Origin of the sequence: Paraburkholderia monticola (genome assembly GCF_001580545.1) — a bacterium.
Lineage (GTDB): Bacteria > Pseudomonadota > Gammaproteobacteria > Burkholderiales > Burkholderiaceae > Paraburkholderia > Paraburkholderia monticola.
The window spans coordinates 76,617-103,164 of record NZ_LRBG01000008.1 but is presented as its reverse complement, the minus strand read 5'-3'; the positions used below and the strand labels follow the sequence as shown (position 1 = coordinate 103,164).

Sequence of the window (26,548 nt, the reverse complement as noted above, 5' to 3'; positions counted from 1 at the left end):
CAGGTGAGCGAAAAAGAAATTGATCAGGTGCTGGTCGAGCGCGTCCAGAAGGGCGACAAGGCCGCGTTCGAGCTTCTGGTCTCCAAATACCACCGCAAGATTCTCCGGCTGATCTCACGTCTCGTGCGGGACCCCGCCGAAGTCGAAGACGTCGCGCAGGACGCTTTTATCAAGGCGTATCGTGCGTTGCCGCAGTTTCGCGGCGAGTCGGCGTTTTATACGTGGTTGTACCGGATTGCGGTCAATACTGCGAAGAACTACCTTGCCACCCAGGGCCGGCGCGCGCCGACCTCGACCGAAGCGGATGCTGAAGAAGCTGAAACTTTCTCCGACGCCGACCAACTAAGGGATATCAACACGCCTGAGTCGATGTTGATGAGCAAGCAGATCGCCGAGACGGTCAATGCTGCGATGGCGGTTTTACCGGAAGAATTGCGCACCGCCATTACTCTTCGAGAAATTGAGGGATTGAGCTACGAGGAAATCGCTGAGATGATGGATTGCCCGATAGGCACGGTCAGATCACGAATTTTCCGCGCTCGCGAAGCCATTGCGGCAAAATTGCGACCGTTGCTTGACACACCCGAAGGCAAGCGCTGGTAGGCGTGAACTTCCAGCGGGCTTGGCGGGGCAGCGGTGCAATATCTGGATTAGTGGTGTCACTACGGGGTATTTGGAAAGATGGGGAGCATCATGGGGTCGGTCTCGGTGCAATCGCAAGCGGGCTCGCACGGCGAGCGTCTGTCCGCTTTCGTCGACGGTGAGCTGTTCGGCGAAGAGCATGTGAATCTGGACAAGTTTCTTGCGGACTTCGACGGCGGCGATCGCACCGCCTGGTCGAGCTATCACCTGATCGGCGACGCGCTGCGCTCCGACGATCTGGCAGTCAGCCCGGCAAGGAGCAGCGCATTTCTGAGCGACTTCGCCGCGCGTCTCGAAAGCGAGCCGCATGTGCTGGCACCAGCGTCCGGGGCCGTCACGCGCCGACTGCTCGGGTTGCGTCGCCGCGTCGTACCGGCTTTTGCCGTCGCCGCCGCGGCCGCTACGCTGACCTGGATCGTCGTGCCGCAGTTGCAGGGCGTGCCGGGTGGTCCCGGTGCTCAGGTCGCTTCGCTGCAAGCGCACGGCGACGCCGTGCAGCGTGTCGCCATGGCCTCGGTGCCCACGCAAGACTCCAACATCATTCGCGACGCGAGCCTCGATCAATACCTCGAAGCTCATCAGCAATTTGCGCAACAACCGGTGATGGCAGGCTCGATGCCGGTAATTCGCGCTGCCTCAGTCTCCACGCAGGGCCAATAGTTTGATGCAGACTCCGCGGTTCAATAAAACGACTATCTGGGGGCGGTTGCCAGCATTTCTGTTCTGCGCAGCCGTGTTGTTGTCCGCTACACCGCGGGTCTTCGCACAAAACGATCCGGCCGCCGCCCGTCGCACGGCGGCGGAACTGCTCGATCGCATTCATCAGGCCGCCCAGCAGCAGAACTACGAGGGCGCGTTTGTCTATCAGCGCGGCAATTTCGTGCAGACGTCGCGCATCGCGCATTACTCCACGCATACGGACGGCGAGTTCGAACAGCTCGAAAGCCTCGACGGCAAGCCGCGCAAAATGCTGCGGCATAACGACGACATGTACACGTTCGTGCCGGAGCGGCATCTCGTCGTCGTCGAAAAGCGTCAGAACAAAGACGCGTTCCCCGCGCTGCTGGCCGTGAATGGCGAGCAGGTGTTGTCCGTCTACGAGCCGAAGATGCTCGGCGACGACCGAGTTGCGGGTGTCGACAGCCTCGTGATGGAGCTCGATCCGAAAGACGCGTACCGCTTCGCGTACAAGCTGTGGGCCGACAAAAAGACCGGTCTGCTGCTGCGCGCGCAAACACTCGACCCGAACGGCCAGGTGCTCGAACAGCTGTCGTTCTCGCAGGTCCGCATCGGCGTGCCGGTCGACAAGGCCGCCATCGTCAACGGCATTCGCAATCTCTCGGGCTGGACCATCGTGCGGCCGCCGGTTGAGCCGGTCGATATGGCCGCCCAAGGCTGGCAGATCGCGCCGTCGGTGCCGGGTTTTCACATGATTCGGCAGTTGCGCCGCCCGATGGCCTCTAGCGAAGCGGGCCGCCCGCCGATCCCGGTCGATCAGGCCGTGTTTTCCGACGGCCTCACGGCGATTTCGGTGTTCGTCGAGCCGGTCGAGAACAATACCCGCAAGGAGGGCACGGGCGATAGCGGTGCGACTCACGTACTGGTCAAGCGTCAGGGCGACTTCTGGATTACCCTGCTCGGTGAGGTGCCCCAAACCACATTGCAGCAGTTCGCGTCTGCCATAGAATACAAAGCTCCGAAGTAATCCTTCCGAATCCTGAAATCCCTCGGCTTGCTACGATATGACGACTTTCTCGGTGCGCAAATTCCTCGCAGCCGTAGTGGTGGCGGCGTGTTTGCCGCTTGTGCCGCATATGGCGTCGGCGGCTCCCGCCGCCAATCTGCCCGACTTCACTGACCTCGTCGACAAGGTCGGCCCGGCGGTCGTCAACATTCGCACGACAACGCGCGTGTCGGGCGGCAGTTCCCGCGGAGGCTTGCCGCCAGGTATGGACGACGGCGACATGTCGGAGTTTTTCCGTCGTTTCTTCGGTATTCCGTTGCCGCAGTCGCCGCAATCGCCGCATGGCGGCGATAACGGTGGTGGCGGGGGCGGCGGTAGCAGTGGCGGCGGTAGCGGAGGTAGCCCCGATTCACCGGACAACACCGACCCCGAACAGAACAGCGGAGTTGGCTCGGGCTTCATCCTGTCGGCGGACGGCTACGTGATGACCAATGCGCACGTCATCGACGACGCGGACACGATCTACGTGACGCTGACGGACAAGCGCGAATTCAAGGCGAAGCTGATCGGCGTCGACGAGCGCACCGACGTCGCGGTCGTGAAGATCAACGCGTCGAACTTGCCGACCATCACGATCGGCGATTCGAACAAAGTGCGCGTCGGCGAATGGGTCGTCGCGATCGGTTCGCCGTTCGGGCTCGAAAATACGGTAACGGCCGGTATCGTCAGCGCGAAAGGGCGCGACACCGGCGACTACCTGCCGTTCATCCAGACCGACGTGGCCGTCAATCCGGGTAACTCGGGCGGTCCGCTGATCAACATGCAGGGTGAAGTGATCGGCATCAATTCCCAGATCTACAGCCGCACCGGCGGGTTCATGGGCATTTCGTTCGCGATTCCGATCGACGAAGCGATGCGCGTGGCCGATCAGCTGAAGAGCTCCGGAAAAGTGGTGCGCGGCCGCATCGCCGTGGCGATCGGTGAAGTGACAAAGGACGTCGCCGACTCGCTCGGTTTGCCGAAGGCGCAGGGCGCGCTCGTCAGCAGCGTCGAGCCGGGCGGCCCGGCCGACAAGGCCGGCGTCCAACCGGGCGACATCATCCTGAAGTTCAACGGCCATCCGGTGGACACCGCGACGGACCTGCCGCGCATGGTCGGCGACACGAAGCCGGGCACCAGGACGACGGTCACGGTCTGGCGTAAGGGGCAAATGCACGAGCTGCCCGTCACGATCGCTGAAATGCAGCCGGACAAGGTCGCGAAGGCGGATCAGAAGAAACCGCAGGCGCCGAAGCAACGCGCGACGAACGCACTCGGCATCGCTGTCAGTGACATTCCCGCCGATCAGCAGAAAGCGCTGAAGATTCAGAACGGCGTGCAGATCGACGCGGTCGACGGTCCAGCCGCGCGTCTCGGTCTCCAGAAGGGCGACATCATCCTGCGGGTCGGCGATACGGATGTGACGAGCGCAAAGCAGTTCGACGAACTGACCTCGCACCTCGATCCGCAGAAGATGGTCGCGTTGCTGGTTCGCCGTGGCGACAACACGCAGTTTGTACCGATCCGCCCGCGCGGCGCACAAAAATGACGAAGACGGCATCGCTCACGCTTTACGGGCGCGCGTGGTGCCATCTGTGCGAGGACATGCGCGCTGCGCTCGAGCCGTTGCTGGCCGAGTTCGGCGCGCACTTGACGGTGATCGACGTCGACAGCGACCCGCAGCTCGAAGCGCGCTACAACGAGTTGGTACCGGTGCTGGTCGACGATGGCGTCGAGTTGTGCCACTACCATCTCGACGAAGCGCGCGTGCGGGCTGCATTGGCCGCACATGCGTCGCGTGCCGTTGTGGCCCCCTGATTCGCGCGATCCTTGCGCGTCTTGCCGGGGCTGACTTGCGGGGCCTATTTCCGGGACCTACTTCGATACCCACGGCAAATTTCTCGCATCTTCTGCGCCGTCTTTCGGCGCGCGCTTCGGAAGATGCGCCGGCCGAGGGGCTTTTCGGCTAAAATAGATAGGTTTTTCACCTACTTACAAGGCGTGCTCCGCTATTGTCCGGGCGCGCCTTTTCGCTTGATCGGCACTGAATGGATCATATTCGTAACTTCTCGATCATTGCGCACATCGACCATGGCAAGTCGACGCTCGCCGATCGCATCATCCAGATTTGCGGCGGTTTGTCCGACCGCGAAATGGAAGCTCAGGTGCTCGACTCGATGGATCTCGAGCGCGAGCGCGGCATTACCATCAAGGCGCAAACCGCCGCGTTGACGTATCGTGCGCGCGACGGTCAGGTCTACAACCTGAACATGATCGACACGCCGGGGCACGTCGACTTCTCGTACGAAGTCAGCCGCTCGCTGTCCGCGTGCGAAGGCGCGCTGCTCGTCGTCGACGCGAGCCAGGGCGTGGAGGCGCAGACCGTCGCCAACTGCTACACGGCCATCGAACTCGGCGTCGAAGTGGTTCCGGTGCTGAACAAGATCGATCTGCCGGCGGCGAACCCCGAAAACGCAATCGCCGAAATCGAGGACGTGATCGGCATCGACGCGACCGACGCCACGCACTGCAGCGCGAAGACGGGTCTCGGTGTCGAAGACGTGCTCGAAGCACTGATCGCGAAAGTGCCGGCGCCGAAGGGCGATCCCGAAGCACCGCTGCAGGCGCTGATCATCGACTCGTGGTTCGACAACTACGTCGGCGTCGTGATGCTCGTGCGCATCGTCAACGGCACGCTGCGTCCGAAGGACAAGATTCGGCTGATGGCGACCGGCGCGCAGTATCCGGTCGAACATATCGGCGTGTTCACGCCGAAGTCGAAGAATCTCGAGTCGCTGTCCGCGGGGCAGGTGGGCTTCATCATCGCCGGCATCAAGGAACTCGCGGCGGCGAAGGTCGGCGACACAGTCACGCTGGTGAACCAGCCGGCGGCGGCGCCCTTGCCGGGCTTCAAGGAAGTGAAGCCGCAGGTGTTCGCGGGCCTTTACCCGGTCGAAGCGAACCAGTACGACGCGTTGCGCGACTCGCTCGAAAAGCTGAAGCTGAACGACGCGTCGCTGCAGTACGAACCGGAAGTGTCGCAGGCGCTTGGTTTCGGATTCCGCTGTGGCTTCCTCGGTCTGTTGCACATGGAAATCGTGCAGGAACGTCTCGAGCGAGAGTTCGACATGGACCTGATCACGACGGCGCCCACCGTGGTCTACGAAGTCCTGCAGCGCGACGGCACGACCCTGATGGTCGAGAATCCGGCCAAGATGCCGGAGCCTTCGAAGATCGAGGAAGTGCGCGAGCCGATCGTCACCGTGAACCTGTACATGCCGCAAGACTATGTCGGCGCGGTGATCACGCTGTGTACGCAAAAGCGCGGCAACCAGATCAACATGCAGTATCACGGCCGCCAGGTTCAGCTCACGTATGAAATCCCGATGGGCGAAGTCGTGCTCGATTTCTTCGACCGTCTGAAGTCGATTTCGCGCGGCTATGCGTCGATGGATTACGAGTTCAAGGAATACCGCGCGTCCGACGTCGTGAAGGTCGACATGCTGATCAACGGCGACAAGGTCGATGCGCTGTCGGTGATCGTGCATCGCTCGCAAAGCCAGTACCGCGGCCGCGAAGTGGCGGCGAAAATGCGCGAGCTGATTCCGCGTCAGATGTACGACGTAGCGATTCAGGCCACGATCGGTTCGAACATTATTGCGCGCGAGAACATTAAAGCGTTGCGTAAGAACGTGCTGGCAAAATGCTACGGCGGCGATATTACGCGTAAGAAGAAGCTGCTCGAAAAGCAGAAGGCAGGCAAGAAGCGTATGAAGCAAGTGGGCTCGGTTGAAATCCCGCAAGAGGCTTTCCTCGCTATTCTGCGTGTCGAAGACAAATAAGTTGAATAACGGAACCCTATGAATTTTGCGCTGATTCTTTTTGTGCTCGTCGTTTTGACGGGTCTCGCATGGGTCGCGGACAAACTGGTTTTTCTGCCAAAACGGCGCCGTGAGGCGGAAGCCGCGGTCGCCGAATTCGATCGTCAGCAGGCACGCGTCGGCGAGCGTTTCGCCGATGAAAACGCCGCGCAAACGCGCGCGCGTCTGCGCGACGACAAGCTGCGCCAACCGTGGTGGCTCGAATATACGGCGAGCTTTTTTCCGGTGATTCTGGTGGTGTTCGTCGTGCGCTCGTTCGTGGTCGAGCCGTTCAAGATTCCTTCGGGCTCGATGGTGCCGACGTTGGTGGTGGGCGACTTCATCCTCGTCAATAAATTCGAATACGGTCTTCGTTTGCCGATCACCAACACGAAGATCACGCAGGGCCGTCCGGTCCAGCGCGGCGACGTGGTGGTGTTCCGTTATCCGAAGGACGAATCGGTCGACTACATCAAGCGTGTCATTGGTCTGCCGGGCGACGTGGTCGAGTATCAGGACAAGAAGCTCACGATCAACGGCAAGCCGGTGCCTGAAACAGCGCTGCCCGATTATCTCGACGAAGAGCGTCTCGGTTACGCGAAGCAGTTCCAGGAAGATCTCGACGGCCGCAAGAACGCGATTCTGAATAATCCGGCGGTGCCGCCGTTCATCGTTGGCGCGGAAGACTATCCGTTCCGCGACAACTGTCAGTACAACGCGCGTGGTGTGATCTGCAAGGTGCCACCCGGCAATTTCTTCATGATGGGCGATAACCGCGACAATAGCGCGGATAGCCGATACTGGGGTTTTGCGCCGGAACGCAATATCGTTGGACGCGCATTTTTCATCTGGATGAACTTCAGCGATCTGCGTCGCATCGGCTCCTTCCAGTGAGTCGCATGCGTTGATCGCTTCATGATCGCTTCTCACACGCCGCGCGAATAACCGGCATTCGGTTATCTCGGTCGCGGCGTGTTGTCATGCCACTTTAAGAACTCGCGGTAACGTCGCTTCACCACGCTTTTTCCGCTGGCGCCCCGCGTTTCCGCCGGGTCATGCGCCCGCGTTATACTCTGCCCATGCCCCTATCTCCGTTGGAAAGCCGTTTGCGCTACGAATTTCGCAATGCGGAATTGCTGCGCCAGGCTTTGACACACCGCAGTCATAGCTCCACGCATAACGAACGGCTCGAATTTCTCGGCGACTCCGTTCTGAATTGCGCGGTGGCTGCGCTTTTGTTCCAACGTTTCGGCAAACTCGACGAAGGCGACCTGTCGCGGGTGCGCGCCAATCTGGTGAAACAGCAGTCCCTGTACGAGATTGCTCAGGCGCTCAATATTTCGGAGGGCCTGCGGCTCGGCGAGGGCGAACTGCGCAGCGGCGGCTTCCGGCGGCCGTCGATTCTCGCGGATACGCTCGAGGCAGTGCTCGGTGCGATCTTCCTCGACGGCGGCTTCGAGGCCGCCCAGACGGTCATCAAACGCCTTTACGTGCCGATTCTCGACCATATCGACCCGCGTACGCTCGGCAAGGACGCGAAGACGCTGCTGCAGGAATATCTGCAGGGCCACAAGATCGCGTTGCCGACCTACACGGTCGTCGCTACGCATGGTGCAGCGCACAATCAGCAGTTCGAAGTCGAATGCACGGTGCCGAAGCTGGACGTCAAGGTGTCCGGCTCGGGCGCGAGCCGTCGCGCGGCGGAGCAGGCGGCCGCCAAGAAGGCGCTCGACGAGGTGATGGCCGCGGCGCCCGCCGTGATCGCGAAGCCGAAGCGCTCGAAGGGCGCGCGGGCCGCGAAAAACGTCGAGCAGGAAATCGTGCCGGGGGTGACCGGCGTGCAGGCCGCGTTGGATTTGCGTACACCGGATCGCAAAAACGAGCGCGGTACGATACGGGGCGAAGGGCGCGCGGCTGCCGCGGTCGAAACCCACGCCGACAAGCCGGCCGCTGAAAAACCTGCAGCCGAGCGCGCCGCGCCGGGTACCATCGGTGCGCCGCTGGCCGTGATCCGAGCCGCGCATGTCGAGTACAGCGGACAGGACAAGCCTGAGCGCGCCGAGAAGTCCGACAAGGTGGAGAGAACCGAGAAGCTTCCGGTCCACGCGGGCGAAAGACCTGCCGACAAGCCGGCCGAAAAATCCGCAGCCGACAAAACTCCCGATCTCAAAGCCGACGCACCGTCACACGCGCGCGGCGCAGAGCGCCAGCGCAGCCGCGAAGCCGCGCCGGGCGCGGCGGCATCGGCCGTTGGCGCAGCGTCGGTGCCAGTCGCCTCGGCGACCCCGGCAGCTGCCGAACACGAACCCGGTGTCGCCGGCGCGGTGCACACGCGCGTCGCCGATGCGGGCCATTGATTGCTATCGGCGTGCGCGTCGCGCACGCCGAACCGAACCTGCCGTAGTCCGAATATGAACGCTCCCACTCCCACTGGTTTTCGCTGCGGCATGGTCGCGATCGTCGGCCGTCCCAATGTCGGCAAGTCCACGCTGATGAACGCGCTGGTCGGCCAGAAAGTCAGCATCACGTCGCGCAAGGCGCAGACCACGCGCCATCGCATCACCGGCATCAACACGCTCGAAGACGCGCAGTACATCTTCGTCGACACGCCCGGTTTCCAGACCAAACACAGCGGCGCGCTGAACCGCTCGCTCAATCGCGCGGTCACCTCGACGTTGACCTCGGTCGACGCGATCCTGTTCGTCATCGAAGCGGGCCGCTTCGGCCCTGACGACCAGAAGGTGCTCGACCTGATCCCGCCGAAGGCGCCGACGCTGCTGATCGCGAACAAGCTCGATCGCGTGTCGGATAAAGGCTCGCTGTTTCCGTTCATGCAGCAGATGAGCACGCTGCGCGAGTTCAACGAGATCGTGCCGCTGTCGGCGAATAATCCCGACGACATCAAGCGTCTGATGGCGACCGTCAAGCCGTTCCTGCCGGAAGGCCAGCCGATCTACGGCGAGGACGACCTGACCGATCGCAGCGAGCGCTTCCTTGCCGCCGAAATCCTGCGCGAGAAAGTCTTCCGCTGGACCGGCGACGAACTGCCGTACACGAGCACCGTGCTGATCGACAAGTTCGAGACCGAAGGGCGGCTGCGCCGCATTTTCGCGACGATCCTCGTCGAACGCGACATGCACAAGGCGATGATCATCGGCCAGAAGGGCGCGAAGCTGAAGCAGATCAGCACCGAGGCGCGTCTCGACATGGCGAAGCTGTTCGACGGGCCGGTGTATCTCGAGACCTTCGTCAAGGTGAAGAGCGGCTGGGCCGACAACGAAGCCGGGCTTCGTGCGTATGGGTACGAATGACGCGTGGATGACGCTGAATTCAGACACGGCTCCGGACGATCCGGAGCACGAACCGTCACGGCCCGCACGTAGCGCGAGGAAATCTCCCGTCGCGGCAAAAAGCACGAAAAGCGCGTCCGCCGACGCCGGCGAGCCGCGTAAAACGCCGGCGCGTCGCGCGCCGCGCACCCCCGCATCCGAATACCGCATCGCCGAGCAGCCCGCGTTCGTGCTGCATAGCTACCCGTATCGCGAGACCAGTCTGATCATCGACGTGTTGTCGCGCGATCACGGCCGTCTCGCGCTCGTCGCGAAAGGCGCGAAGCGCCCGCACTCCGCGCTGCGCGGTGTGCTGCAAACCTTCCAGCCGCTCTCGCTCGCGTGGTCGGGCAAATCCGAAATGCGCACGCTGACTGGTGCCGAATGGGTCGGCGGCATGCTGCCGCTGGCGGGCGACGCGCTGCTATGCGGCTTCTACGTCAACGAACTGCTGGTGCGCTTCTGCGCGCGCGAAGATCCGCATCCTCAACTGTTCCATCACTACGTCGTCACGCTGACGCGGCTCGCGCACGACGAGCCGCCCGTGCAGGTGCTGCGTTCGTTCGAGCGCGTACTGCTGCGCGAGACCGGTTACGCCATGGCGCTCGATCGCACGGTCGCGCGCAAGGCGGTGCTCGCCGACGGCCGCTACGTGTTCGATCCCGAGCGCGGCGTCCGCGAGGCATCGGACGAATGGCCCGCGCAGTGGCCGGTGGTGTCGGGACAAACCTTGCTCGATATGGAAAAGGACGATTACCATCGAGCGCAGACCGTGGCGCAAAGCAAAACGCTGATGCGCTTCCTGCTCAACACCTATCTCGGTGGTGCGCCGCTTGCGACCCGCCAGATCCTGATCGACCTGCAGAACTTATGAGCTTCTTCCTGACTTCGCCGACCGTGATCGACCTCGGCGTGAACATCGACCACGTCGCCACGCTGCGCAACGCGCGCGGCACGTCTTATCCCGATCCGATCCGCGCCGCGCTGATGGCCGAAGAAGCCGGCGCCGATGTGATTACGCTGCATCTGCGCGAGGACCGCCGGCATATCGTCGACGCCGACGTGCGCAAGCTGCGTCCGCTCCTCAAAACGCGCATGAATCTCGAATGTGCGGTTACGCCGGAAATGCTCGACATCGCTTGCGAAGTGCAACCGCACGACGTGTGTCTCGTGCCGGAAAAGCGCGAGGAGCTCACGACCGAAGGCGGTCTCGACGTCGCGGGACAATTCGAGGCGGTGCGCGCCGCGTGCAAGCAACTGGCGGACGCGAGTTCGCGCGTCTCGCTCTTCATCGACCCCGAGGAAACGCAGATTCGCGCCGCGCACGAAGCCGGCGCGCCGGTGATCGAGCTGCACACCGGCCGTTATGCGGAAGCGCACGATCCCGCGGAACAGCAGCGCGAATACGAGCGCATCGTGCGCGCGGTCGAATTCGGCGCGACGCTCGGCCTCAAGGTGAACGCGGGCCACGGCCTGCACTACACGAACGTGCAGCAGATCGCGGCGATCGATGGCATCGTCGAACTCAATATCGGCCATGCGATCGTCGCGCACGCGATCTTCGCGGGCTGGGACAACGCGGTGCGCGAGATGAAGGCGATCATGGTCGCCGCGCGTCTCGGCGCGCGCGCGTAACGCACTCGGCGGCGGACGCACGCATGGCAATCTATGGCATCGGCACCGACATCGTTCAGGTGAGCCGCGTCGCGGCAGTGATGACTCGCACCAATGGCCGCTTCGCGGAGAAGGTGCTGGGTCCCGACGAACTGCGCGTCTACCACGCGCGCCACGCCCGCTCGGCGGCGCGCGGTCTCGCGTTTCTCGCGACGCGTTTCTCGGTGAAGGAGGCGTTCTCGAAAGCGATCGGCCTTGGCATGCGCTGGCCGATGACATGGCGCGCGCTGCAGACGCTGAATCAACCGAGCGGCGAGCCGATGGTGGTCGCCTCCGGCGAGCTGGCCGACTGGCTCGACGCGCGCGGCATCACGGCGCGCGTGACGCTCAGCGACGAGCGCGACTACGCGGTGTCGTTCGTGATCGCCGAGACGCAGCGGGCGGGCGGGGAGAAGGCCGCGTTGGCTGCATCGGCGTCGCGGGCCGCGTCCGCGCATTCCGCCACTGAATAGAACCTAGAATCTTGAACGCGGCCTCTGCGGGTCGCGTTCGTCTTTGCTTCAGACTCCTTTCCAGCGGAATTCGATGAAAACCACACTCGGACCGGTGATGCTCGACGTGGTCGGCAAAACGCTGAACCGCGATGACAAACGACGTCTCGCTCACCCGATGACCGGCGGCGTAATCCTGTTTGCGCGCCACTACGAGAGCCGGGCACAACTGGTCACGCTGACCGATTCGATTCGCGCGATTCGCCCGGATCTGCTGATCGCCGTCGATCACGAAGGCGGCCGCGTGCAGCGCTTTCGCACCGACGGCTTCACGGTGCTGCCGTCGATGGGCAAGCTCGGCGCGCTGTGGGACCAGGACGTGCTGCACGCAACCAAGGTGACGACTGCGGTCGGCTATATCCTCGCCGCGGAACTGCGCGCGTGCGGCATCGACATGAGTTTCACGCCGGTGCTCGACCTCGACTACGGACACTCGCAGGTGATCGGCGATCGCGCGTTTCATCGCGATCCGCGCGTGGTCGCATTGCTCGCGAAGAGCCTGAATCACGGCCTCGCGCTCGCCGGGATGAGCAATTGCGGCAAGCACTTTCCGGGGCACGGCTTCGCGCAGGCGGACTCGCACGTCGCGATGCCGGTCGACGAACGCCCGCTCGACGAGATCCTCGGCAACGACGTCGCGCCGTACGACTGGCTCGGTTTGTCGCTGGGCGCGGTGCTGCCCGCGCACGTCGTCTATTCGCAGGTCGATGCAAAGCCGGCCGGCTTCTCGCGGATCTGGTTGCAGGACATCCTGCGCGGCAAGCTGGGCTTCGAAGGCGCGATCTTCAGCGACGATCTGTCGATGGAAGCCGCGCGCCAGGGCGGCACGCTGACCGAAGGCGCGGCGGCCGCTTTGGAGGCCGGGTGTGACATGGTCCTGATCTGCAACCAGCCGGACGAAGCGGAGAAAGTGCTCGACGCGCTGCGCGTCACACCGTCGAAGGAATCGCGGCGGCGTCTGAAACGCATGCGGCCGCGTGGCGACGCGCTCACCTGGAGCAAGCTGATGGCCGAGCCGCGGTACGCCGAAGCGCAGAGGTTGTTGCGCAGTGCGTTCGCCTGAATGGAAATGGCGCCTTGAAGTAACTCAAGGCGCCATTTTTTTGTACGCTTCGAACGGTACGGGCCGCCGGCAAGCTTCAGCAAGCCGCCGCGGCACGCGCCATTCGATTTCTCAGTTCAAGCGCATGCGTTGCAGCTTGTTGTAGAGCGTCTTCGGGCTGATCCCGAGCAACGACGCCGCGCGATGCCGCGTGCCGCCGACCGCGTCGAGCGTCGCACGAATCAGCATTTCTTCGACGTCCGCGAGCGGCGTGCCGACCGTTACCTGCACGCGGCTGCCGTTCAGATCGCGGCCGTTCGCGGTGCCCGCCTCGTCGGCGCGCAACGACTCGATCACGTCCCCCGATGCCTGGTAGGCGCGTCGCACGCGCTCCTGCAGTTCGCGCACGTTGCCGGGCCAGTCGTACGCGAGGCATTCGCGCAGGAAGTGCGGCCCTGCCTGCTTCGCGACCTCGGTCGTGCCGCGCCCGGTTGCTTGCAGATTCAGTTCGTCGACGGTCGCCAGCGCGATCAGCACCGGATCCTCGCCACGCTCGCGCAGCGGCGGCAACGCGACCGCGGCGGCTTCGAGGCGCAGTGCGAGGTCCTGGTGCAGCGTGCCGTCCGCGACTGCCGCGCGCGGCGGCTTGCGCGTCGATGCGATCAGCCGGAAGTCGGTCACGATCTGGCTGGTACCGCCTACGCGCATGAACGTTTGCGAGTCGAGTGCCCGCAACAGCGCTTCCTGCTGCGCGCGCGGCAGTTCGGTGATTTCGTCGATGAACAGCGTGCCGCCGCTCGCCTGTTCGAAGAGGCCCGGCTCACGCTGATCAGCGCCGCCAAATGCGCCGCGTTCGTGGCCGAACAGCACGCTGTCGAGCGAGCGATTGAGGCCGCCCGCTGCCGCGCTACGGCAATCGAACGCGACGAACGGGCCTTTGCGGCGGCGGCTCATGTCGTGCAGCGTGCGCGCGGCGGTTTGCTTGCCGGTGCCGGCCTCGCCGGAGATCAGCACCGCGGCTTCGGTCGGTGCCAGACGCTCGATCGAGTCGTACACGTGCTGGATCGTGCCGCTACGGCCGAGCATCGAGCCGAACCGCCCAAGCTGACGCAGCGACGCGCGCAGCGCCTGCACTTCCTCGGTCAACTCGTACGGCCGCGGGATACGCGCGAGCAGGCTGCGCAGACGCGGGATGTTGACGGGCTTCAGCAGATAGTCCCAGATGCCGTGCCGCAAGCCCTCGATCGCGCTCTCGACCGTCGCATTGCCAGTCATCACGATCACCGGCAGCGCGCCACCCGGCGGATGCGCGGGCAGATGCTGCAACAGGTCGAGGCCGCTGCCGTCCGGCAGATTCAGGTCGACGAGCACGACGTCGGGAATAAAGCGCGTCAGTGCGGCGCGGGCCTCGGCGAGCGTGGTCGCGGTGTCGACGGAAAAGCCGTCGGCGGCGAGGATCGCCGACAGACCGGACAGGCTATTGGGATCGTCTTCAACAATCAGGGCGTGTGGCATGGCGAGCGCAATTTTATGAATGGGTTAAATGCCCGGCGCGCCGTCAACACTGAGGGTGCGCACCGCGGGCTCTGGCGGGCTCGATGACAGGGCTAAACGACTGGTCCTTGGGCGGTGAAGAAACGATGGCCGACCGACACTGCAGTGTGACTCGCACGGGCCGGTGCCTGTAGTTCCTTCACGGGTCTTGTCAGAAATCCCGGTTGCTATCGAAAAAACGGCGCACTTCGAGTTCCGCCTGTTCGCGGGTTTTGCCATAGCGTTCCTGGATCAGGCCAGCGAGCTTGTCGGCCCGACCTTCGGCCTTGGTCAGTTCGTCGTCCGTCAGTTCGCCCCATGCGGTTTTTGCCTTGCCGACCATCTGTTTCCATTTGCCTTCAGCGATGTCGTTGTTCATGGTGCCTCTCCCGTGCTGGAAAAATTAGCGGTAGTCGCGTAACTCTCGATCAAGCAGGGATCGTGCCAAAAAACATAGCTGAAATGGATCAAGGGCTTGCCGGGGGCCCGACGGGAAACCAGGATGTCGCGATGGCAATTTTGAGAAACGTGCCGGTAAAGTTTTCCTAAACCATACACGGCGCGACAGAAAAGAAAAAGCGCCCAAAATTGAGCGCTTTTTGTGCAGGCCGGCAGGGCGCCGGCGCTGGCGGGGTTGACGCAGGTAGGCGCTTAGGCGCGGCTGCGGTATTCGTGCGTACGCGTGTCGATTTCGATCTTGTCGCCGATGTTGCAGAAGAGCGGCACTTGCAGTTCGAAACCGGTGTTCAGCTTGGCGTTCTTCAGCACCTTGCCCGACGACGTGTCGCCCTTGACAGCCGGTTCCGTGTAGATGATTTCACGAACCAGCGTGGTCGGCAGTTCGACCGAGATCGCCTTCTCGTTGTAGAACACGACTTCGCAAGCCATGCCGTCTTCGAGGTAGTGCAGCGCGTCGCCCATCATTTCGGCTTCGACTTCGTACTGGTTGTAGTCGGCGTCCATGAACACGTACATCGGGTCGGCGAAGTACGAGTACGTCACTTCCTTGCGCTCGAGCACGACGACGTCGAACTTGTCGTCCGCCTTGTACACGGTTTCCATGCCTGCGCCGGTCAGCAGGTTCTTGAACTTCATCTTGACGACGGCGGAGTTACGGCCCGATTTGTTGTATTCGGCCTTTTGCACGACCATTGCGTCTGCGCCGATCATCACGACGTTGCCGGTGCGGAGTTCCTGTGCGGTCTTCATAAAACTGTCCTGTACGAGATAAATAGCTTAACTGTTGCTCAACGGCATACGGCGCAAGCGATTTCGGCGTTTCACCCACCACCTGCCGCATGAAGCGGCGGCACTGCCGGGATGCGTGAAACGGGGCCGGCTCGCGGCGGTAGCTCGCGGCGCTCTGCCACGGCATTTCCGCCTGTCCGTTACCTGATTTTTACCCTGTGCGGGCGTGTACACGAGTGGCGCCGATCTGCAGCACACCCCAACATACGTCCCTTTTTTGACATTCGCGTGCCCAATCTGACGATCGGGATGCGTGCTGTGTTTTTCCACGGGGACTGGTCAGCCGGGCTGACCACGGGGTTGTTGCTCGAATCGTGCCGCGCTTGCGTCGTCGGCCGTTGGATAACCGCTTATTTTAACTGAGTTTTTGCGAACGAGGTCAGATTTCCGGCGAGATCGCCGACTTGCGCGAGTTCGAGCGCCCAGGCGGCGGCGCGCCGCTTCAGCGCCGGATAGTGGCGATGCAAGTCCGCCCAGTCCGGCTGACCCGCGTCGTTCCACGCATGCCAGAAACGTTCGAGCGCGGCGCGCGCGTTGGCGGGCAGCGTGCGCGTGTAGTGCGCGAGTGCGGCGTCGAGCTTGGGCAGATGGGCGTTATCGGCCTGCGGATAGATGTGCCAGACGAACGGCTTCGCGGCCCACTGCGCCCGCACGAACGAATCCTCGCCGCGCACGAAGTTGAGGTCGCTCACCCATAGCAGCGCGTCGTAGCCGGGCTGTTCCGTGAACGCGAGGGCGTGCGCGCTAAGGTTGCCGCGCGTCGCATGGCTGCCCGCGGCAAACGACGGCAACTCGAAAAAGCGTGCGAGCGCGCCGGAAATGCGTCCTTCGGGCACCAGCAGCACGACCGGGCTGGCGCTGTCGCGCCATTGTTCGAGCAGGCTGTCGACGGCCGGGTTTTCGTAGGCGAACAGCGACACGACGGTCGCGTCGGCGGGCGGCGGCGCGTGGCCGGTGGCGCTGCGCCACCAGTCTGCTCGGGCGGCCGGCGAGCCTTCGAACGCGGCGCGCGCCGCGTCGAGATCGCGCTCCTTCAACACGCCGCCGGTGCCTGGGCCGAGTCCGGGGAAAAAGAAGGTCTTGTTGAGCGCGTAGCGCGGGTGCGGCGACGGCCGCAGATGAAAATCGGCGACCCAGTCCTCGGCGCTCAGATATTCGAGGTTGAACCACAGCGGCGCGCGCGCGCGTTCGGCCATCGCCGCGATATAGATGGGCGGCAGCTCGCAGGCGAACGCCTCGATCACGACATCGGCGACTTCGAGCGTATCGCCCGCATGGGACGGCTCGTGCCAATGCTCGATAACGATGCCCTCGACCGTCTGCCGCGCCCGCTCGGGCGCGAGCGACGGGCACAGCCTCTGGAACACATGCAGATCGTCGACGAACACCCGCACCTGCCAGCCATGCTCGCCCGCGAGTTGGCGCGCGAGGCGCCAACACACGCCGATGTCGCCGAAGTTGTCGATCACCGCGCAGAAAATATCGCAGGCGATCGGGCCGGCAGGGGCGGCGGGTGATCCGGAAACGGGCGCGACGGCGGACATGGCGGCTCGGCTGGCTGGGTGGCTCCGGCGACGCGGAGCGGGTTCGAACGAACGCGGAATGTTCTAAACTGGCGATTCTAAAGCCTCGCTCGCGATCGCGCGCGCCCTTTGCCCGACCCGCGGGCCGCATGGTACGACGCGCGACACGGCCTGCGGTGCGCGCTACCGCGCACCGGGCGGCACAATCGACGAGGCCGCGCGAGACCGTCCCACCCAATCGACCCCGCATGACCGAACCCGAAGCAACCGACGCCCCCGAGACGTTCGAGCCGAAACAAGTGCTCGCCCAATTGCCGCATCTGCCCGGCGTCTACCGCTATTACGACACGAGCGGCGCGGTGCTCTATGTCGGCAAGGCACGCGATCTGAAGAAGCGCGTCTCGAGCTACTTCACGAAGACGCAGCTGTCGCCGCGCATCGCGATGATGGTCACGCGCATCGCGCGCATCGAGACCACCGTCACGCGTTCCGAGGCCGAGGCGCTGCTGCTCGAAAACAATCTGATCAAGGCGCTCGCGCCGCGTTACAACATCCTGTTTCGCGACGACAAGTCCTATCCGTATCTGAAGCTGACCGGCCATAAATTTCCGCGCATGGCTTACTACCGCGGCTCGGTCGATCGCAAGAACCAGTACTTCGGCCCGTTCCCGAGCGCGTGGGCGGTGCGCGAGAGTATCCAGATCCTGCAGCGCGTGTTCCAGCTGCGCACCTGCGAAGACTCGGTGTTCAACAATCGCACGCGGCCGTGTCTGCTGCATCAGATTGGCCGTTGCACGGCGCCGTGCGTCGCGAACATCAGCGAAGAGGACTACGCGCGCGATGTCGCCAATGCGTCGCGCTTTCTGCTCGGCCGCCAGGGCGAGGTGATGAAGGAGCTCGAGCAGAAGATGCATGCGTTCGCGAGCGAGCTGAAGTTCGAGCAGGCCGCGGCGGTGCGCAATCAGATGAGTTCGCTGTCGACGGTGCTGCATCAGCAGGCGATCGAAGTCGGCAGCGATAGCGACGTCGACATTCTCGCGGTGGTCGCGCTGGGCGGCCGCGTCTGCGTGAATCTCGCGATGGTGCGCGGCGGACGGCACCTCGGCGACAAGGCGTACTTTCCCACGCACGTGGAGAGCGCGTTGACGGCGGAGGAGGGCGGGCTCGAGGACGAAACCGAACAGGAAGACGCAGCGGCGGATCGGCGCGTGGTCGCGCCGTCGGCCGCGGCGGCGAGCACCACGGCCGATGCGCTCGCGATCGCGCAGGACCTGCCGCCGGAAGACGAAGACGCCGAGGCCAGCGACGCCGAGGCCAGCGACGAAGTTGCCGAAGCGACCGCGGTTGGTGTCAGCGACGAAAGCGCCGACGAAAGCGCCGACGACAACCCGGAATCCGCCCTCACCGCGAAGCGTCGCAAAAGCCGCGCGCCGGGCGGCGTCGAATCCGAAGTGCTCGAAGCGTTCATCGCGCAGCATTACCTCGGCAATCGCGTGCCGCCGGTGCTGGTGGTGAGCCATGCCCCGGCGCGCGAACTCGTCGACGTGTTGATCGAGCAGGCGGGCCACAAGGTGAGCGTGCTGCGTCAACCGCAAGGTCAGCGCCGCGCGTGGCTCGCGATGGCCGAGCAGAACGCGCGGCTCGCGCTCGCGCGCCTGCTCTCCGAGCAGGGCTCGCAACAGGCGCGCACGCGCGCGCTGACCGATACGCTCAGCATGGAGTGCGACGACCTCGCGCATCTGCGCATCGAGTGCTTCGACATCAGTCACACGATGGGCGAGGCGACCCAGGCGTCGTGCGTCGTCTATCACCATCACAAGATGCAGTCGTCCGAGTACCGCCGCTACAACATCACCGGCATCACGCCCGGCGACGACTACGCGGCGATGCGTCAGGTGCTCACGCGCCGCTACGAGAAGATGGTCGCGCAGGCCGCCGCGAATGCGAGCGACGAGGCCGCCGAATCGCAAAGCGACGCGGCCGCCGATCCGTCGCTTGCCGCCGATGCCGCCGAGCCGGCCGCGGCCGGCGGCGTGCTGCCGACCATCGTCCTGATCGACGGCGGCAAGGGGCAGGTGGAAATCGCGCGGCAGGTTTTCACGGAGCTGGGGCTCGATACCGGCATGCTGGTCGGCGTCGCGAAGGGCGAGGGGCGCAAGGTCGGTCTCGAGACGCTGGTTTTCGCGGACGGGCGCACGCCGCTCGAACTCGGCAAGGAAAGCGCCGCGCTGATGCTGGTCGCGCAGATCCGCGACGAGGCTCACCGCTTCGCGATCACCGGCATGCGCGCCAAACGGGGCAAGACGCGCCAGACTTCGCGGCTCGAAGAGCTCGAAGGTGTGGGGGCGAAACGGCGTCAGCGCCTGCTCGCGCGCTTTGGCGGCTTGCGCGGCGTGGTGGCCGCGAGCGTCGAGGATCTCGCGAGTGTCGAAGGTATTTCGCAGGCGCTCGCCGAGCAGATTTACCGGCAATTGCACTGAAGCGACGGCTCGTGCCGCCGCCCCCGCTGCACGAACCATGCATCTGGCGCGGCCCGCTTGCCGGTCGGGCGCGGCCACGCCCGCGCTCGCTTGCTTGTGGCAGGCCTTGTGACACGGCACAATTGCAACTCACTCGTCAGACGCTGCGCCTGCCCCATGCCGTTTAATTTCCCGATCTTCCTGACCTGGCTGCGGATCGTGCTGATTCCGCTCGTCGTCGGTGTGTTCTATTTGCCCGACATGATGATGAGCCCCGCGCACCGCAATCTTGCGGCCGCGACGATCTTCATCCTCGCGGCGCTCACCGACTGGTTCGACGGCTTTCTGGCCCGTAAATGGAATCAGACCTCGGCATTCGGCGCGTTTCTCGATCCGGTCGCCGACAAGCTGATGGTGACCGCGGCGCTGCTCGTGCTCGTGCAACTCACGCGGATCGATTCGGCGATTGCACTCGTGATCGTCGGACGCGAAATCGCCATCTCGGCGCTGCGCGAATGGATGGCGCAGATCGGGGCTTCCAAGAGCGTCGCGGTGAATTCGCTCGGCAAGTTCAAGACCGCGTGCCAGATGGTCGCGATCCCGATGCTGCTGTTCTATGGTCCGCTGCCACTCGGTGGGGGTGTGACGGTCGACACCCGCGTGTGGGGTCTCTGGCTCATCTATCTCGCTGCGTTCCTGACGATCTGGTCGATGCTGTACTACATGAAGCTCGCGTGGCCGCAGATTCGCGAGCGCGGTGGCATCGCGTGACGGCGTGAAAGACGGGCCGCGTGGGAGCGCAAAAGTGTGTTCGAACCCCGCGCAACAACGAGCGAAATATTTCTTTAAAAGAGGTGGGGAAAAGGGGTTGACACGTTTCAGGCGCTTCTCCATAATCTCGTTTCTCCGATGCACGCAACGCGAAACACCGGAGACGCAGTAGAAGTAAATGCAGTTCAATGCGGGAGTAGCTCAGTTGGTAGAGCGCAACCTTGCCAAGGTTGAGGTCGCGAGTTCGAGCCTCGTCTCCCGCTCCAGTTTTCGAAGCATCGCGTTGTCCGGCGAAGTAAAAAACGCAGCGCGGTGTGAAGCAGTTCAATGCGGGAGTAGCTCAGTTGGTAGAGCGCAACCTTGCCAAGGTTGAGGTCGCGAGTTCGAGCCTCGTCTCCCGCTCCATACATCAGGGGAAGCGACGCTTCCCTTTTTGTTTGGAAGGCCGCTTGTTCTGAATATTCCAGAGCTTCGGTTCTTCTGGTGACCACCAGATAAATCTGCGAACCCGTTTCCAGGTTCCAGTCCGCTTGTGGCGCGATAGCAAAGCGGTTATGCAGCGGCCTGCAAAGCCGTTTAGGCCGGTTCGACTCCGGCTCGCGCCTCCAGTCTTTGAAGTAAAGAAAAGCCCCGACAAGTCGGGGCTTTTCTTTTTTCTGCGCCTTTTCGCCGGACTTTGTTGAAACGTCGCGATCAACTAGATCGGATCGGTCGATCCGAGCGGGTGTTGCAGGCACGCTGTCGAATCGATCAGAAGTTGAGCGCGGATTTGATCGACTGTACCGCAGCGTTGTTCAGAAAGTAGTAGTTCTGTTGCGGCGTCCCCCCGCCGAGCGGTGCGATCTGCACTGTCGTGCCGTTCCTGATCATGTAACCCGCGTAAATGCCGCCGTTGTACTGGTAGTACACGCGATAGTCGGTCGTACTGCCGCCGAGAACACTATTGGCCACCCATGCGCGAACGCCCTGCAACGTCACGATCTGGCCATCGGATAGCTGGTAGGTCTTGCCGTCCGTCGTGCTCGCGTAGGGGAAGAAACTTTCCAGCGTTGAGATCGTTGCCGAGCAGGGCGTTGGACTATTGCCTGTCGTGGATGGTGAAGCGCAGTCGTAGGTATACAACTCATCTCCGACTGTTTGCCGCACCACCTTGATGTAGGCGGCGCCTGCTTGCCAGTTTGCCTGCGCGTTGTACAGGGGCTGCCCGTTGATCGTATTCGTGATCAGGCCCAACGCGCTATTCGTGAAGAGTTCGGACGGCGACGCGGAAATCAGTCCGCTCAGCGAAACGACGGTGTAACTGGTGCCGAGGAGGGTGCGCATGACGGTACTGCCGTCCGTTGCCAGATAGTCGACCTGCACGTTCGGTCCCGCGTAGCTGACCCTCGCTTGCTCTGGAACCGCGCCGACATACACCGTGCCATTGACGACCTGACGTCCATTGCTGACCGTGCCTACTTTGAGCGTCGACGAGAGCGAAGTAGTCCCGGCAATCATCGACTGGATGCCCGTGGAAGGGCTTTGAGCAATGCTGGAGTCCGTGGTGAAAAACGTGCTGCTCGAACCGACAGACAGCGCGCCCGCCGAACTCGTGCTGAACGAGAGGCTGCCCTCCACGAAATGCAATCCACCGTTGGACGTGAGCGCAAAGCTCTCATAGTTCTTCTGCGCATCGCTCAGATTCGAGGTGCTTGCCGTCGATCCCGAATTGCTGGAGGAACCTCCGCCGCATGCGGACAATACCAACGCGCTCGATACCGCCAGAATGGCAGGCTTAATTACCATTCGCTTTTTGTAGTCTTTCATTTGTATTTTGTTTTCTTTCCGATTTATATCGTGATTATTGCTGTCGTCAATCCCGTGTGTGGCGGTACTATTCTAGCGACATTCGTGTAAAGTGGTCGCCGGTTTGGTATTTTTAAAGCCCATTATTGAGTATTAACCCGGATCGCCGGGGTCATTTTTCGTCGCGAATAAAACTTATATTCGACCTATGAAAAAAATCAGAGCTGTCGCGATGCTGTTGAGTCTCGCCGTGCCGTTGTCGGCGATCGCGCAATCGGCGTCGGCCCCCGACGTCAAACCCGGGGACACGTGGACATACACGTCGACGACTGAAAAAGGGCCGTCGGGCTGGAATCAGACGCACGAGCAGGTGACGGTGCTGCGCGCCACCTCGACGCACATCTATTTCGAATCGAAGCCGGTCGGCTCGACGCAGGCGCCACGCGAGCTGATCGCCGGGGCGGACTGGAGCCGCGAGCGCAGCGTGAACGGCACGGACACGGTCGTGAACCGGCCATTCGCGTTTCCTTTGTCGCCGGGCAAGACCTGGAACGTCGAATATGCCGAGCAGCATCCGAACCGGATATTCGCTTTGCAGAAGTGGAACTCGCAGTATCGGGTGGTCGGAACGGAAACCGTCGAAGTGCCCGCTGGCAAATTCCAGGCAATCAAGATCGAATCCGAAGGTGATTGGCTCGCGCAACTCGAGCCGCGGCAGACCGTCACGCAAGCTACGCAGGTCGAGCAGGGCGACACCGCGATGATCACGCATGCGCAGAAAATCGGTCCTGTTCAGGCGACGGGGCGCACTTATAAAGCGTTCTGGTATGTGCCGGAAGTCGGTCGTTGGGTGAAATCGGTGGAAGAGTATTACGGCAGCAATGGCGTGAGAAACGAGCGCTATACGACCGAACTCGAATCGTTTAAGAAAGGCGGCCAATAATCAGGCGTTTTAAACGCCTGATTGGTCGGCGCATTATTGTTGTTTGCCCTTTATCAATCGACGCCGGCGCGCCGTAGGCTGATCGGGCGATAGAATTGCAGTATCGTCATCGCTCGTGTTCACTGAAGCCGCATGTATTTCCAACTCACCGGCACCCACGTCCGCCTGCTCGGCTCGATGCATCTGTTTCCCGCGACGAGCCGTCGAACACCGCCGTGGATCGCCGAAGCCTATGACTGGGCCGACGCGCTCGTCGTCGAATCCGACCCGGCGACGATCCTGCCATTTCTCAAAGCCGACGCGCACCTCGACGCCGCGCAACTGCGGCCCCTGATGCGCGACGAAGCGTGGATGCAGTTGCAGGCGCTCTGGCCGACCGGCGGCCCGCTTGGGCCGCTTGAAACGCTGCGTCCGTGGGCCACGCTGATCGTTGCGCCGACGCTGTTGCAGCAGGTCGTCGAGGGTGTCGAGCCGCGCATGCTGCGCTCGGCGATGGCACAGGCGAAGCCATATCGCTATCTCGAGTCCGCGGGGGACGTGGCAGTCGCGCTCGAATCGATTCCGCTCCACGCCATCGCCGCCGCACTCGATATGCTGATAGCCGACCGTGGCGAGCCGCAGCGCACGCTCGAACGGATGCACGCGGCGTGGCTGGAAGGCGATCTGCACGCAATCCAGCGCATCGCTGTCGAATCGCCGATGTTCAATCTGCCCGGCATCCGTCACGCGATACTCGACGTGCGCAATCGCGCTTGGGCCGCGCGGCTGAACGAATTGCTGGACACGCGCGAGCGCACGCTGGTGGTCGTCGGCGCGCTGCATCTGTGCGGCCCCGGCAATCTGATCGACTGTCTCGCGCGACCCGTGCAAGCGGTGTTCTGAGTGTGTCGCCGGGATTCGCGACCGCGCACAGCCAGTCGCCGGGCAGAATGGGTGGCCGTTTCCGCCAATACCGTGCCTCGGCATAGCGCTATAAACTAACCGTTATCCACCGATCATCCGACTCCCGTCGACCTCACTCCATGTCTGTTGCACCACTGCCCAGCAATGAAAGCGCCCGTCTCGACGGGTTGCACGCGCTGCATATTCTCGACACTGCGCCGGAAGAGCGCTTCGATCGTCTGACCCGTCTCGCGCGGCGGCTGTTCGGCGTGCCGATCGCGGTCGTGAGTCTCGTCGATGCAAACCGGCAGTGGTTCAAGTCGTGCATGGGCCTCAACGCGAGCGAGACGTCGCGCGACGTCTCCTTCTGCGCCCATGCGATCCTCGGCGACGATATTCTGATGGTGCCCGACACGCTCGCCGACGCGCGCTTCAGCGACAATCCGTTCGTGACCGACGAGCCGAAAATCCGTTTCTATGCGGGCTGTCCGTTGACGGTTTCGAACGGCAGCAAGGTCGGCACGCTGTGTCTGATCGACACGAAACCGCGCATGCTCGATGACGAGGATCGCGCGTTGCTGTGCGATCTCGCCCGCATGGCCGAACAGGAGCTCTCCGCCATTCAGCTCGCCACGCTCGACGACCTCACACATCTGTCGAACCGGCGCGGATTCGAAGTGCTCGCGCAACACGCGCTGAGCGTCTGTAAGCGGATGGATAAGCCGGCGTCGCTACTGTTCTTCGATCTGAACGACTTCAAGCAGATCAACGACACCCTCGGGCACGCCGAGGGCGATCGCGCCCTGCAAGCCTTCGCCGAGGTGCTGCGCACCGGGCTGCGCGAAAGCGACGTGATCGGACGGCTCGGCGGCGACGAGTTCGTCGCGCTGCTGAGCGGCGCGAGCACGGCGGAGACGCATGAGGTGACGCAGCGTCTCGGGCAGCTGCTCGAGCTTCACAATGCCGAACTGCTGCGCGGCTATCAGATCCGCTTCAGCGTCGGCCAGGTGAGCTATGAGCCGGAGCACCACGGCACGATCGCCGAATTGCTCGCCGCGGCCGATGCGGCGATGTATAGCCACAAGCAGGCGTCGAAGGCGCGCTCCGCGCAACGCCACTGAGGGGCCGCCGATCCGCAGCCGACCCGCCCGATAGCCTCGCGCGGGCACGCGCGGCATAATTGCGGACCGTTGCCCGCGCTGTCGCGCATTGACTCTGAAAACTACCGATGACTGATTCGCAGCCCACCGCCGCCGCGCGGCTCGCCCAACTCGAATGGCGCTGGAAGCCGTTCGTGAACCTGACGAGCGTCGAAGTCTACGAGATGCTGGCCGCACGTAGCGCGGTGTTCGTCGTCGAACAGAACTGCGTGTATGGCGATATCGACGGGCTCGATGTCGAAGCGTGGCATCTGCTCGCGTATGGCGCTGGCGACGATGCCGCGCTGCCGCCGCTGGCCGGCTATCTGCGCGTGCTGCTACCAGATGCGGCGGATGCCGACGTGCGGATCGGCCGCGTCTTGACGACCGCGCCGTTTCGCGGCCACGGTCTCGGCAACGCGATGCTCGAACGGTCGCTCGCGCATATCCGCGCACAGTGGCCCGATACGCCGATTCGCCTGCACGCGCAGGCGCATCTGCAAGGCTTCTATGGTGCATTCGGCTTCACGCCGGTCTCCGACATTCACGACGAAGATGGCATCCCACATGTGTGGATGCGCTCGGTCTGAGCGCGAACGGTTCAGCGCTGCCCGCTCGTCCCGCTCGTCGTTTGCGACGCCGCATGGGTGAGCCCGCGCGGCGTTTGCGCGCGTCGCTCGGTGCGCAGGCGTCCGCGCGCCGATAGGCGCATCCAGTGACGCAGCGCGATCAGCGCGCCGATCACGCTCATCATCGAACCCGGAATCCAGAGCAGAAGGCCGCCGATCTGCTGATCGCGCATCGGGCTCAGCCACGTGAACGCGCGCCCGCAGATCGAATAGATCGGATACAGCTCGTGCGGCGTAAAAAAGATGAACGCGCCGAGGATGATCTGCGGCGGAATCGCGGCGATCACGACGAGCACGCGCTTGCCCGGCGACAGGCGCGCGGGCGGCGCCGGACGCGGGTCGAGCACGAGCCACCAGAACAGCAGACCGTCGATCGCCATGCTCCAGTTCATCACGCGATACAGCCGCCAGTCGAGCATCGCGACGAAATGGATCGGCGACAGCAGCCAGAAATAGATCAGCCCGACGAACAGCGTGACCGCGACGACCGGGTGCATGACGACGTCGAGCACCTTGCGCACGAGCGGTGTTTGCAGCGCGGGTCGCAGGAAGCGTTGCCGCCAGCGCAACGGAATCCCCGCGCGCAACGCCGCGCCCGGATACGACAACGCAATGAAAAACGGCCCGAGATGATGCAGCACCAGATGCTGCAGGCGATGCATGAAGAACTCATGCTCGAAGAAATAATCGAGCCGCGTATGCAGCACGACATACAGCGCGATCAGACCGAACCAGAACGACAGACGCCGTGCGAACGACAGCCGCGCCTTGCGGGCGCCGCGCACGAACAGGATCGCGGGGACCAGCAGCGCGATCACGACGGTCGGCGAGAACTCCCAGGGGTCGAGCCAGTAGAGCAGGTTCATGTCGAGGGC

At 63.3% G+C, this 26,548-nt stretch carries 25 protein-coding genes and 3 tRNA genes; 22 read left to right on the top strand and 6 right to left on the bottom strand.

Going from position 1 to position 26,548, the window contains the following annotated elements; genetic code table 11:
* The first annotated feature begins 3 nt into the window (after positions 1 to 3).
* The 13 genes from rpoE to nagZ all read left to right on the top strand — a co-directional run bounded on the left by rpoE (position 4) and on the right by nagZ (position 12,782).
* A complete protein-coding gene (gene rpoE / locus CI15_RS11590) occupies positions 4 to 603 on the top strand; it encodes an RNA polymerase sigma factor RpoE (RefSeq protein WP_062127831.1) in 600 nt (199 codons plus the stop codon).
* A gap of 90 nt (positions 604 to 693) precedes the next feature.
* The gene (locus CI15_RS11585) at positions 694 to 1,302 is read left to right on the top strand and encodes a sigma-E factor negative regulatory protein (RefSeq protein ID WP_062127829.1); all 609 of its coding nucleotides are present in this window, start codon (positions 694 to 696) and stop codon (positions 1,300 to 1,302) included.
* Between the two features lie 4 nt (positions 1,303 to 1,306).
* On the top strand, positions 1,307 to 2,347 hold the full coding sequence (locus CI15_RS11580) for a MucB/RseB C-terminal domain-containing protein (RefSeq protein WP_062127968.1): 1,041 nt from the start codon (positions 1,307 to 1,309) through the stop codon (positions 2,345 to 2,347).
* A gap of 37 nt (positions 2,348 to 2,384) precedes the next feature.
* Entirely contained in the window at positions 2,385 to 3,914 is a 1,530-nt protein-coding gene (locus CI15_RS11575; protein ID WP_062127827.1) for a DegQ family serine endoprotease, read from the top strand.
* Positions 3,911 to 4,183 (top strand): glutaredoxin family protein, encoded by a 273-nt coding sequence (locus tag CI15_RS11570; RefSeq protein WP_062127826.1) that lies wholly within the window; start codon positions 3,911 to 3,913, stop codon positions 4,181 to 4,183. The genes CI15_RS11575 and CI15_RS11570 overlap by 4 nt, the downstream gene beginning before the upstream one ends.
* A 230-nt stretch (positions 4,184 to 4,413) precedes the next feature.
* Positions 4,414 to 6,207: a translation elongation factor 4 gene (lepA, locus tag CI15_RS11565; RefSeq protein WP_062127824.1), complete on the top strand. Its 1,794-nt coding sequence runs from the start codon at positions 4,414 to 4,416 to the stop codon at positions 6,205 to 6,207.
* Between the two features lie 18 nt (positions 6,208 to 6,225).
* Positions 6,226 to 7,119, top strand: coding sequence for a signal peptidase I (gene lepB, locus CI15_RS11560; protein WP_062127822.1), 894 nt, complete (start codon positions 6,226 to 6,228; stop codon positions 7,117 to 7,119).
* A 185-nt stretch (positions 7,120 to 7,304) separates the two neighbouring features.
* On the top strand, positions 7,305 to 8,582 hold the full coding sequence (gene rnc / locus CI15_RS11555; protein ID WP_075643691.1) for a ribonuclease III: 1,278 nt from the start codon (positions 7,305 to 7,307) through the stop codon (positions 8,580 to 8,582).
* Positions 8,583 to 8,636: 54 nt separating this feature from the next.
* The gene (gene era / locus CI15_RS11550) at positions 8,637 to 9,536 is read left to right on the top strand and encodes a GTPase Era (protein ID WP_062127818.1); all 900 of its coding nucleotides are present in this window, start codon (positions 8,637 to 8,639) and stop codon (positions 9,534 to 9,536) included.
* Positions 9,523 to 10,428 (top strand): DNA repair protein RecO, encoded by a 906-nt coding sequence (recO, locus tag CI15_RS11545; protein WP_062127816.1) that lies wholly within the window; start codon positions 9,523 to 9,525, stop codon positions 10,426 to 10,428. Before era ends, recO begins: the two co-directional genes overlap by 14 nt.
* Entirely contained in the window at positions 10,425 to 11,189 is a 765-nt protein-coding gene (pdxJ, locus tag CI15_RS11540; RefSeq protein WP_062127814.1) for a pyridoxine 5'-phosphate synthase, read from the top strand. The genes recO and pdxJ overlap by 4 nt, the downstream gene beginning before the upstream one ends.
* Positions 11,190 to 11,212: 23 nt before the next feature.
* Positions 11,213 to 11,680 carry a holo-ACP synthase gene (acpS, locus tag CI15_RS11535; protein WP_062127812.1) on the top strand — a complete coding sequence of 156 codons (468 nt, stop codon included), beginning with the start codon at positions 11,213 to 11,215 and terminating at the stop codon, positions 11,678 to 11,680.
* Positions 11,681 to 11,753: 73 nt separating this feature from the next.
* Positions 11,754 to 12,782 (top strand): beta-N-acetylhexosaminidase, encoded by a 1,029-nt coding sequence (nagZ, locus tag CI15_RS11530; protein ID WP_062127810.1) that lies wholly within the window; start codon positions 11,754 to 11,756, stop codon positions 12,780 to 12,782.
* Between the two features lie 111 nt (positions 12,783 to 12,893).
* Here the strand turns inward: nagZ and CI15_RS11525 are convergent, their stop codons facing one another.
* The 4 genes from CI15_RS11525 to earP all read right to left on the bottom strand — a co-directional run bounded on the left by CI15_RS11525 (position 12,894) and on the right by earP (position 17,086).
* Positions 12,894 to 14,276 (bottom strand): sigma-54-dependent transcriptional regulator, encoded by a 1,383-nt coding sequence (locus tag CI15_RS11525; RefSeq protein WP_062127808.1) that lies wholly within the window; start codon positions 14,274 to 14,276, stop codon positions 12,894 to 12,896.
* A gap of 190 nt (positions 14,277 to 14,466) precedes the next feature.
* The gene (locus CI15_RS11520) at positions 14,467 to 14,673 is read right to left on the bottom strand and encodes a CsbD family protein (protein WP_062127806.1); all 207 of its coding nucleotides are present in this window, start codon (positions 14,671 to 14,673) and stop codon (positions 14,467 to 14,469) included.
* Positions 14,674 to 14,945: 272 nt separating this feature from the next.
* A complete protein-coding gene (efp, locus tag CI15_RS11515; RefSeq protein WP_062127804.1) occupies positions 14,946 to 15,503 on the bottom strand; it encodes an elongation factor P in 558 nt (185 codons plus the stop codon).
* Positions 15,504 to 15,892: 389 nt separating this feature from the next.
* Positions 15,893 to 17,086, bottom strand: coding sequence for an elongation factor P maturation arginine rhamnosyltransferase EarP (gene earP / locus CI15_RS11510; protein WP_062127802.1), 1,194 nt, complete (start codon positions 17,084 to 17,086; stop codon positions 15,893 to 15,895).
* Positions 17,087 to 17,313: 227 nt separating this feature from the next.
* Here earP and uvrC point away from each other — a divergent pair, with 227 nt between their 5' ends.
* The 5 genes from uvrC to CI15_RS11485 all read left to right on the top strand — a co-directional run bounded on the left by uvrC (position 17,314) and on the right by CI15_RS11485 (position 20,903).
* Positions 17,314 to 19,545, top strand: coding sequence for an excinuclease ABC subunit UvrC (uvrC, locus tag CI15_RS11505; protein WP_062127800.1), 2,232 nt, complete (start codon positions 17,314 to 17,316; stop codon positions 19,543 to 19,545).
* Between the two features lie 156 nt (positions 19,546 to 19,701).
* On the top strand, positions 19,702 to 20,295 hold the full coding sequence (pgsA, locus tag CI15_RS11500; RefSeq protein ID WP_062127799.1) for a CDP-diacylglycerol--glycerol-3-phosphate 3-phosphatidyltransferase: 594 nt from the start codon (positions 19,702 to 19,704) through the stop codon (positions 20,293 to 20,295).
* 190 nt (positions 20,296 to 20,485) lie between these two features.
* Positions 20,486 to 20,561: transfer RNA gene (locus CI15_RS11495), tRNA-Gly, on the top strand.
* A 63-nt stretch (positions 20,562 to 20,624) separates the two neighbouring features.
* Positions 20,625 to 20,700, top strand: a tRNA-Gly gene (locus CI15_RS11490).
* A gap of 129 nt (positions 20,701 to 20,829) precedes the next feature.
* Positions 20,830 to 20,903 (top strand) — tRNA-Cys (locus CI15_RS11485).
* A 142-nt stretch (positions 20,904 to 21,045) separates the two neighbouring features.
* Here CI15_RS11485 and CI15_RS11480 read toward each other — a convergent pair.
* Positions 21,046 to 22,101: a hypothetical protein gene (locus tag CI15_RS11480; protein WP_062127796.1), complete on the bottom strand. Its 1,056-nt coding sequence runs from the start codon at positions 22,099 to 22,101 to the stop codon at positions 21,046 to 21,048.
* A gap of 187 nt (positions 22,102 to 22,288) precedes the next feature.
* On the opposite strand from CI15_RS11480, the gene CI15_RS11475 reads away from it, so the two are divergent.
* From CI15_RS11475 to CI15_RS11460, 4 genes are all read left to right on the top strand, one after another.
* Complete coding sequence (locus CI15_RS11475; RefSeq protein ID WP_062127794.1) at positions 22,289 to 23,023, top strand: hypothetical protein; 735 nt, start codon at positions 22,289 to 22,291, stop codon at positions 23,021 to 23,023.
* Positions 23,024 to 23,155: 132 nt separating this feature from the next.
* Positions 23,156 to 23,905, top strand: coding sequence for a TraB/GumN family protein (locus CI15_RS11470; RefSeq protein WP_062127792.1), 750 nt, complete (start codon positions 23,156 to 23,158; stop codon positions 23,903 to 23,905).
* 140 nt (positions 23,906 to 24,045) lie between these two features.
* The gene (locus CI15_RS11465; protein WP_062127790.1) at positions 24,046 to 25,026 is read left to right on the top strand and encodes a GGDEF domain-containing protein; all 981 of its coding nucleotides are present in this window, start codon (positions 24,046 to 24,048) and stop codon (positions 25,024 to 25,026) included.
* Positions 25,027 to 25,133: 107 nt separating this feature from the next.
* Positions 25,134 to 25,634, top strand: a complete 501-nt coding sequence (locus tag CI15_RS11460) for a GNAT family N-acetyltransferase (RefSeq protein ID WP_062127788.1) — start codon at positions 25,134 to 25,136, stop codon at positions 25,632 to 25,634.
* 11 nt (positions 25,635 to 25,645) lie between these two features.
* On the opposite strand, the gene CI15_RS11455 is transcribed toward CI15_RS11460, so the two are convergent.
* Positions 25,646 to 26,539 (bottom strand): cytochrome c oxidase assembly protein, encoded by an 894-nt coding sequence (locus CI15_RS11455; protein ID WP_062127786.1) that lies wholly within the window; start codon positions 26,537 to 26,539, stop codon positions 25,646 to 25,648.
* Between the last annotated feature and the right edge of the window lie 9 nt (positions 26,540 to 26,548).

What these genes read in the sequence shown, in the direction of transcription:
- era (WP_062127818.1), top strand. Translation starts at nt 8,637, where the DNA reads ATGAACGCTCCCACTCCCACTGGTTTTCGCTGCGGCATGGTCGCGATC.
- CI15_RS11475 (WP_062127794.1), top strand. Translation starts at nt 22,289, where the DNA reads ATGAAAAAAATCAGAGCTGTCGCGATGCTGTTGAGTCTCGCCGTGCCG.
- uvrC (WP_062127800.1), top strand. Translation starts at nt 17,314, where the DNA reads ATGACCGAACCCGAAGCAACCGACGCCCCCGAGACGTTCGAGCCGAAA.
- CI15_RS11465 (WP_062127790.1), top strand. Translation starts at nt 24,046, where the DNA reads ATGTCTGTTGCACCACTGCCCAGCAATGAAAGCGCCCGTCTCGACGGG.
- CI15_RS11480 (WP_062127796.1), bottom strand. Translation starts at nt 22,101, where the DNA reads ATGAAAGACTACAAAAAGCGAATGGTAATTAAGCCTGCCATTCTGGCG.
- rnc (WP_075643691.1), top strand. Translation starts at nt 7,305, where the DNA reads ATGCCCCTATCTCCGTTGGAAAGCCGTTTGCGCTACGAATTTCGCAAT.
- CI15_RS11570 (WP_062127826.1), top strand. Translation starts at nt 3,911, where the DNA reads ATGACGAAGACGGCATCGCTCACGCTTTACGGGCGCGCGTGGTGCCAT.
- lepA (WP_062127824.1), top strand. Translation starts at nt 4,414, where the DNA reads ATGGATCATATTCGTAACTTCTCGATCATTGCGCACATCGACCATGGC.
- CI15_RS11525 (WP_062127808.1), bottom strand. Translation starts at nt 14,276, where the DNA reads ATGCCACACGCCCTGATTGTTGAAGACGATCCCAATAGCCTGTCCGGT.
- pgsA (WP_062127799.1), top strand. Translation starts at nt 19,702, where the DNA reads ATGCCGTTTAATTTCCCGATCTTCCTGACCTGGCTGCGGATCGTGCTG.
- CI15_RS11520 (WP_062127806.1), bottom strand. Translation starts at nt 14,673, where the DNA reads ATGAACAACGACATCGCTGAAGGCAAATGGAAACAGATGGTCGGCAAG.
- recO (WP_062127816.1), top strand. Translation starts at nt 9,523, where the DNA reads ATGGGTACGAATGACGCGTGGATGACGCTGAATTCAGACACGGCTCCG.
- earP (WP_062127802.1), bottom strand. Translation starts at nt 17,086, where the DNA reads ATGTCCGCCGTCGCGCCCGTTTCCGGATCACCCGCCGCCCCTGCCGGC.
- lepB (WP_062127822.1), top strand. Translation starts at nt 6,226, where the DNA reads ATGAATTTTGCGCTGATTCTTTTTGTGCTCGTCGTTTTGACGGGTCTC.
- CI15_RS11455 (WP_062127786.1), bottom strand. Translation starts at nt 26,539, where the DNA reads ATGAACCTGCTCTACTGGCTCGACCCCTGGGAGTTCTCGCCGACCGTC.
- CI15_RS11470 (WP_062127792.1), top strand. Translation starts at nt 23,156, where the DNA reads ATGTATTTCCAACTCACCGGCACCCACGTCCGCCTGCTCGGCTCGATG.
- nagZ (WP_062127810.1), top strand. Translation starts at nt 11,754, where the DNA reads ATGAAAACCACACTCGGACCGGTGATGCTCGACGTGGTCGGCAAAACG.
- acpS (WP_062127812.1), top strand. Translation starts at nt 11,213, where the DNA reads ATGGCAATCTATGGCATCGGCACCGACATCGTTCAGGTGAGCCGCGTC.
- CI15_RS11580 (WP_062127968.1), top strand. Translation starts at nt 1,307, where the DNA reads ATGCAGACTCCGCGGTTCAATAAAACGACTATCTGGGGGCGGTTGCCA.
- CI15_RS11585 (WP_062127829.1), top strand. Translation starts at nt 694, where the DNA reads ATGGGGTCGGTCTCGGTGCAATCGCAAGCGGGCTCGCACGGCGAGCGT.
- CI15_RS11575 (WP_062127827.1), top strand. Translation starts at nt 2,385, where the DNA reads ATGACGACTTTCTCGGTGCGCAAATTCCTCGCAGCCGTAGTGGTGGCG.
- pdxJ (WP_062127814.1), top strand. Translation starts at nt 10,425, where the DNA reads ATGAGCTTCTTCCTGACTTCGCCGACCGTGATCGACCTCGGCGTGAAC.
- CI15_RS11460 (WP_062127788.1), top strand. Translation starts at nt 25,134, where the DNA reads ATGACTGATTCGCAGCCCACCGCCGCCGCGCGGCTCGCCCAACTCGAA.
- efp (WP_062127804.1), bottom strand. Translation starts at nt 15,503, where the DNA reads ATGAAGACCGCACAGGAACTCCGCACCGGCAACGTCGTGATGATCGGC.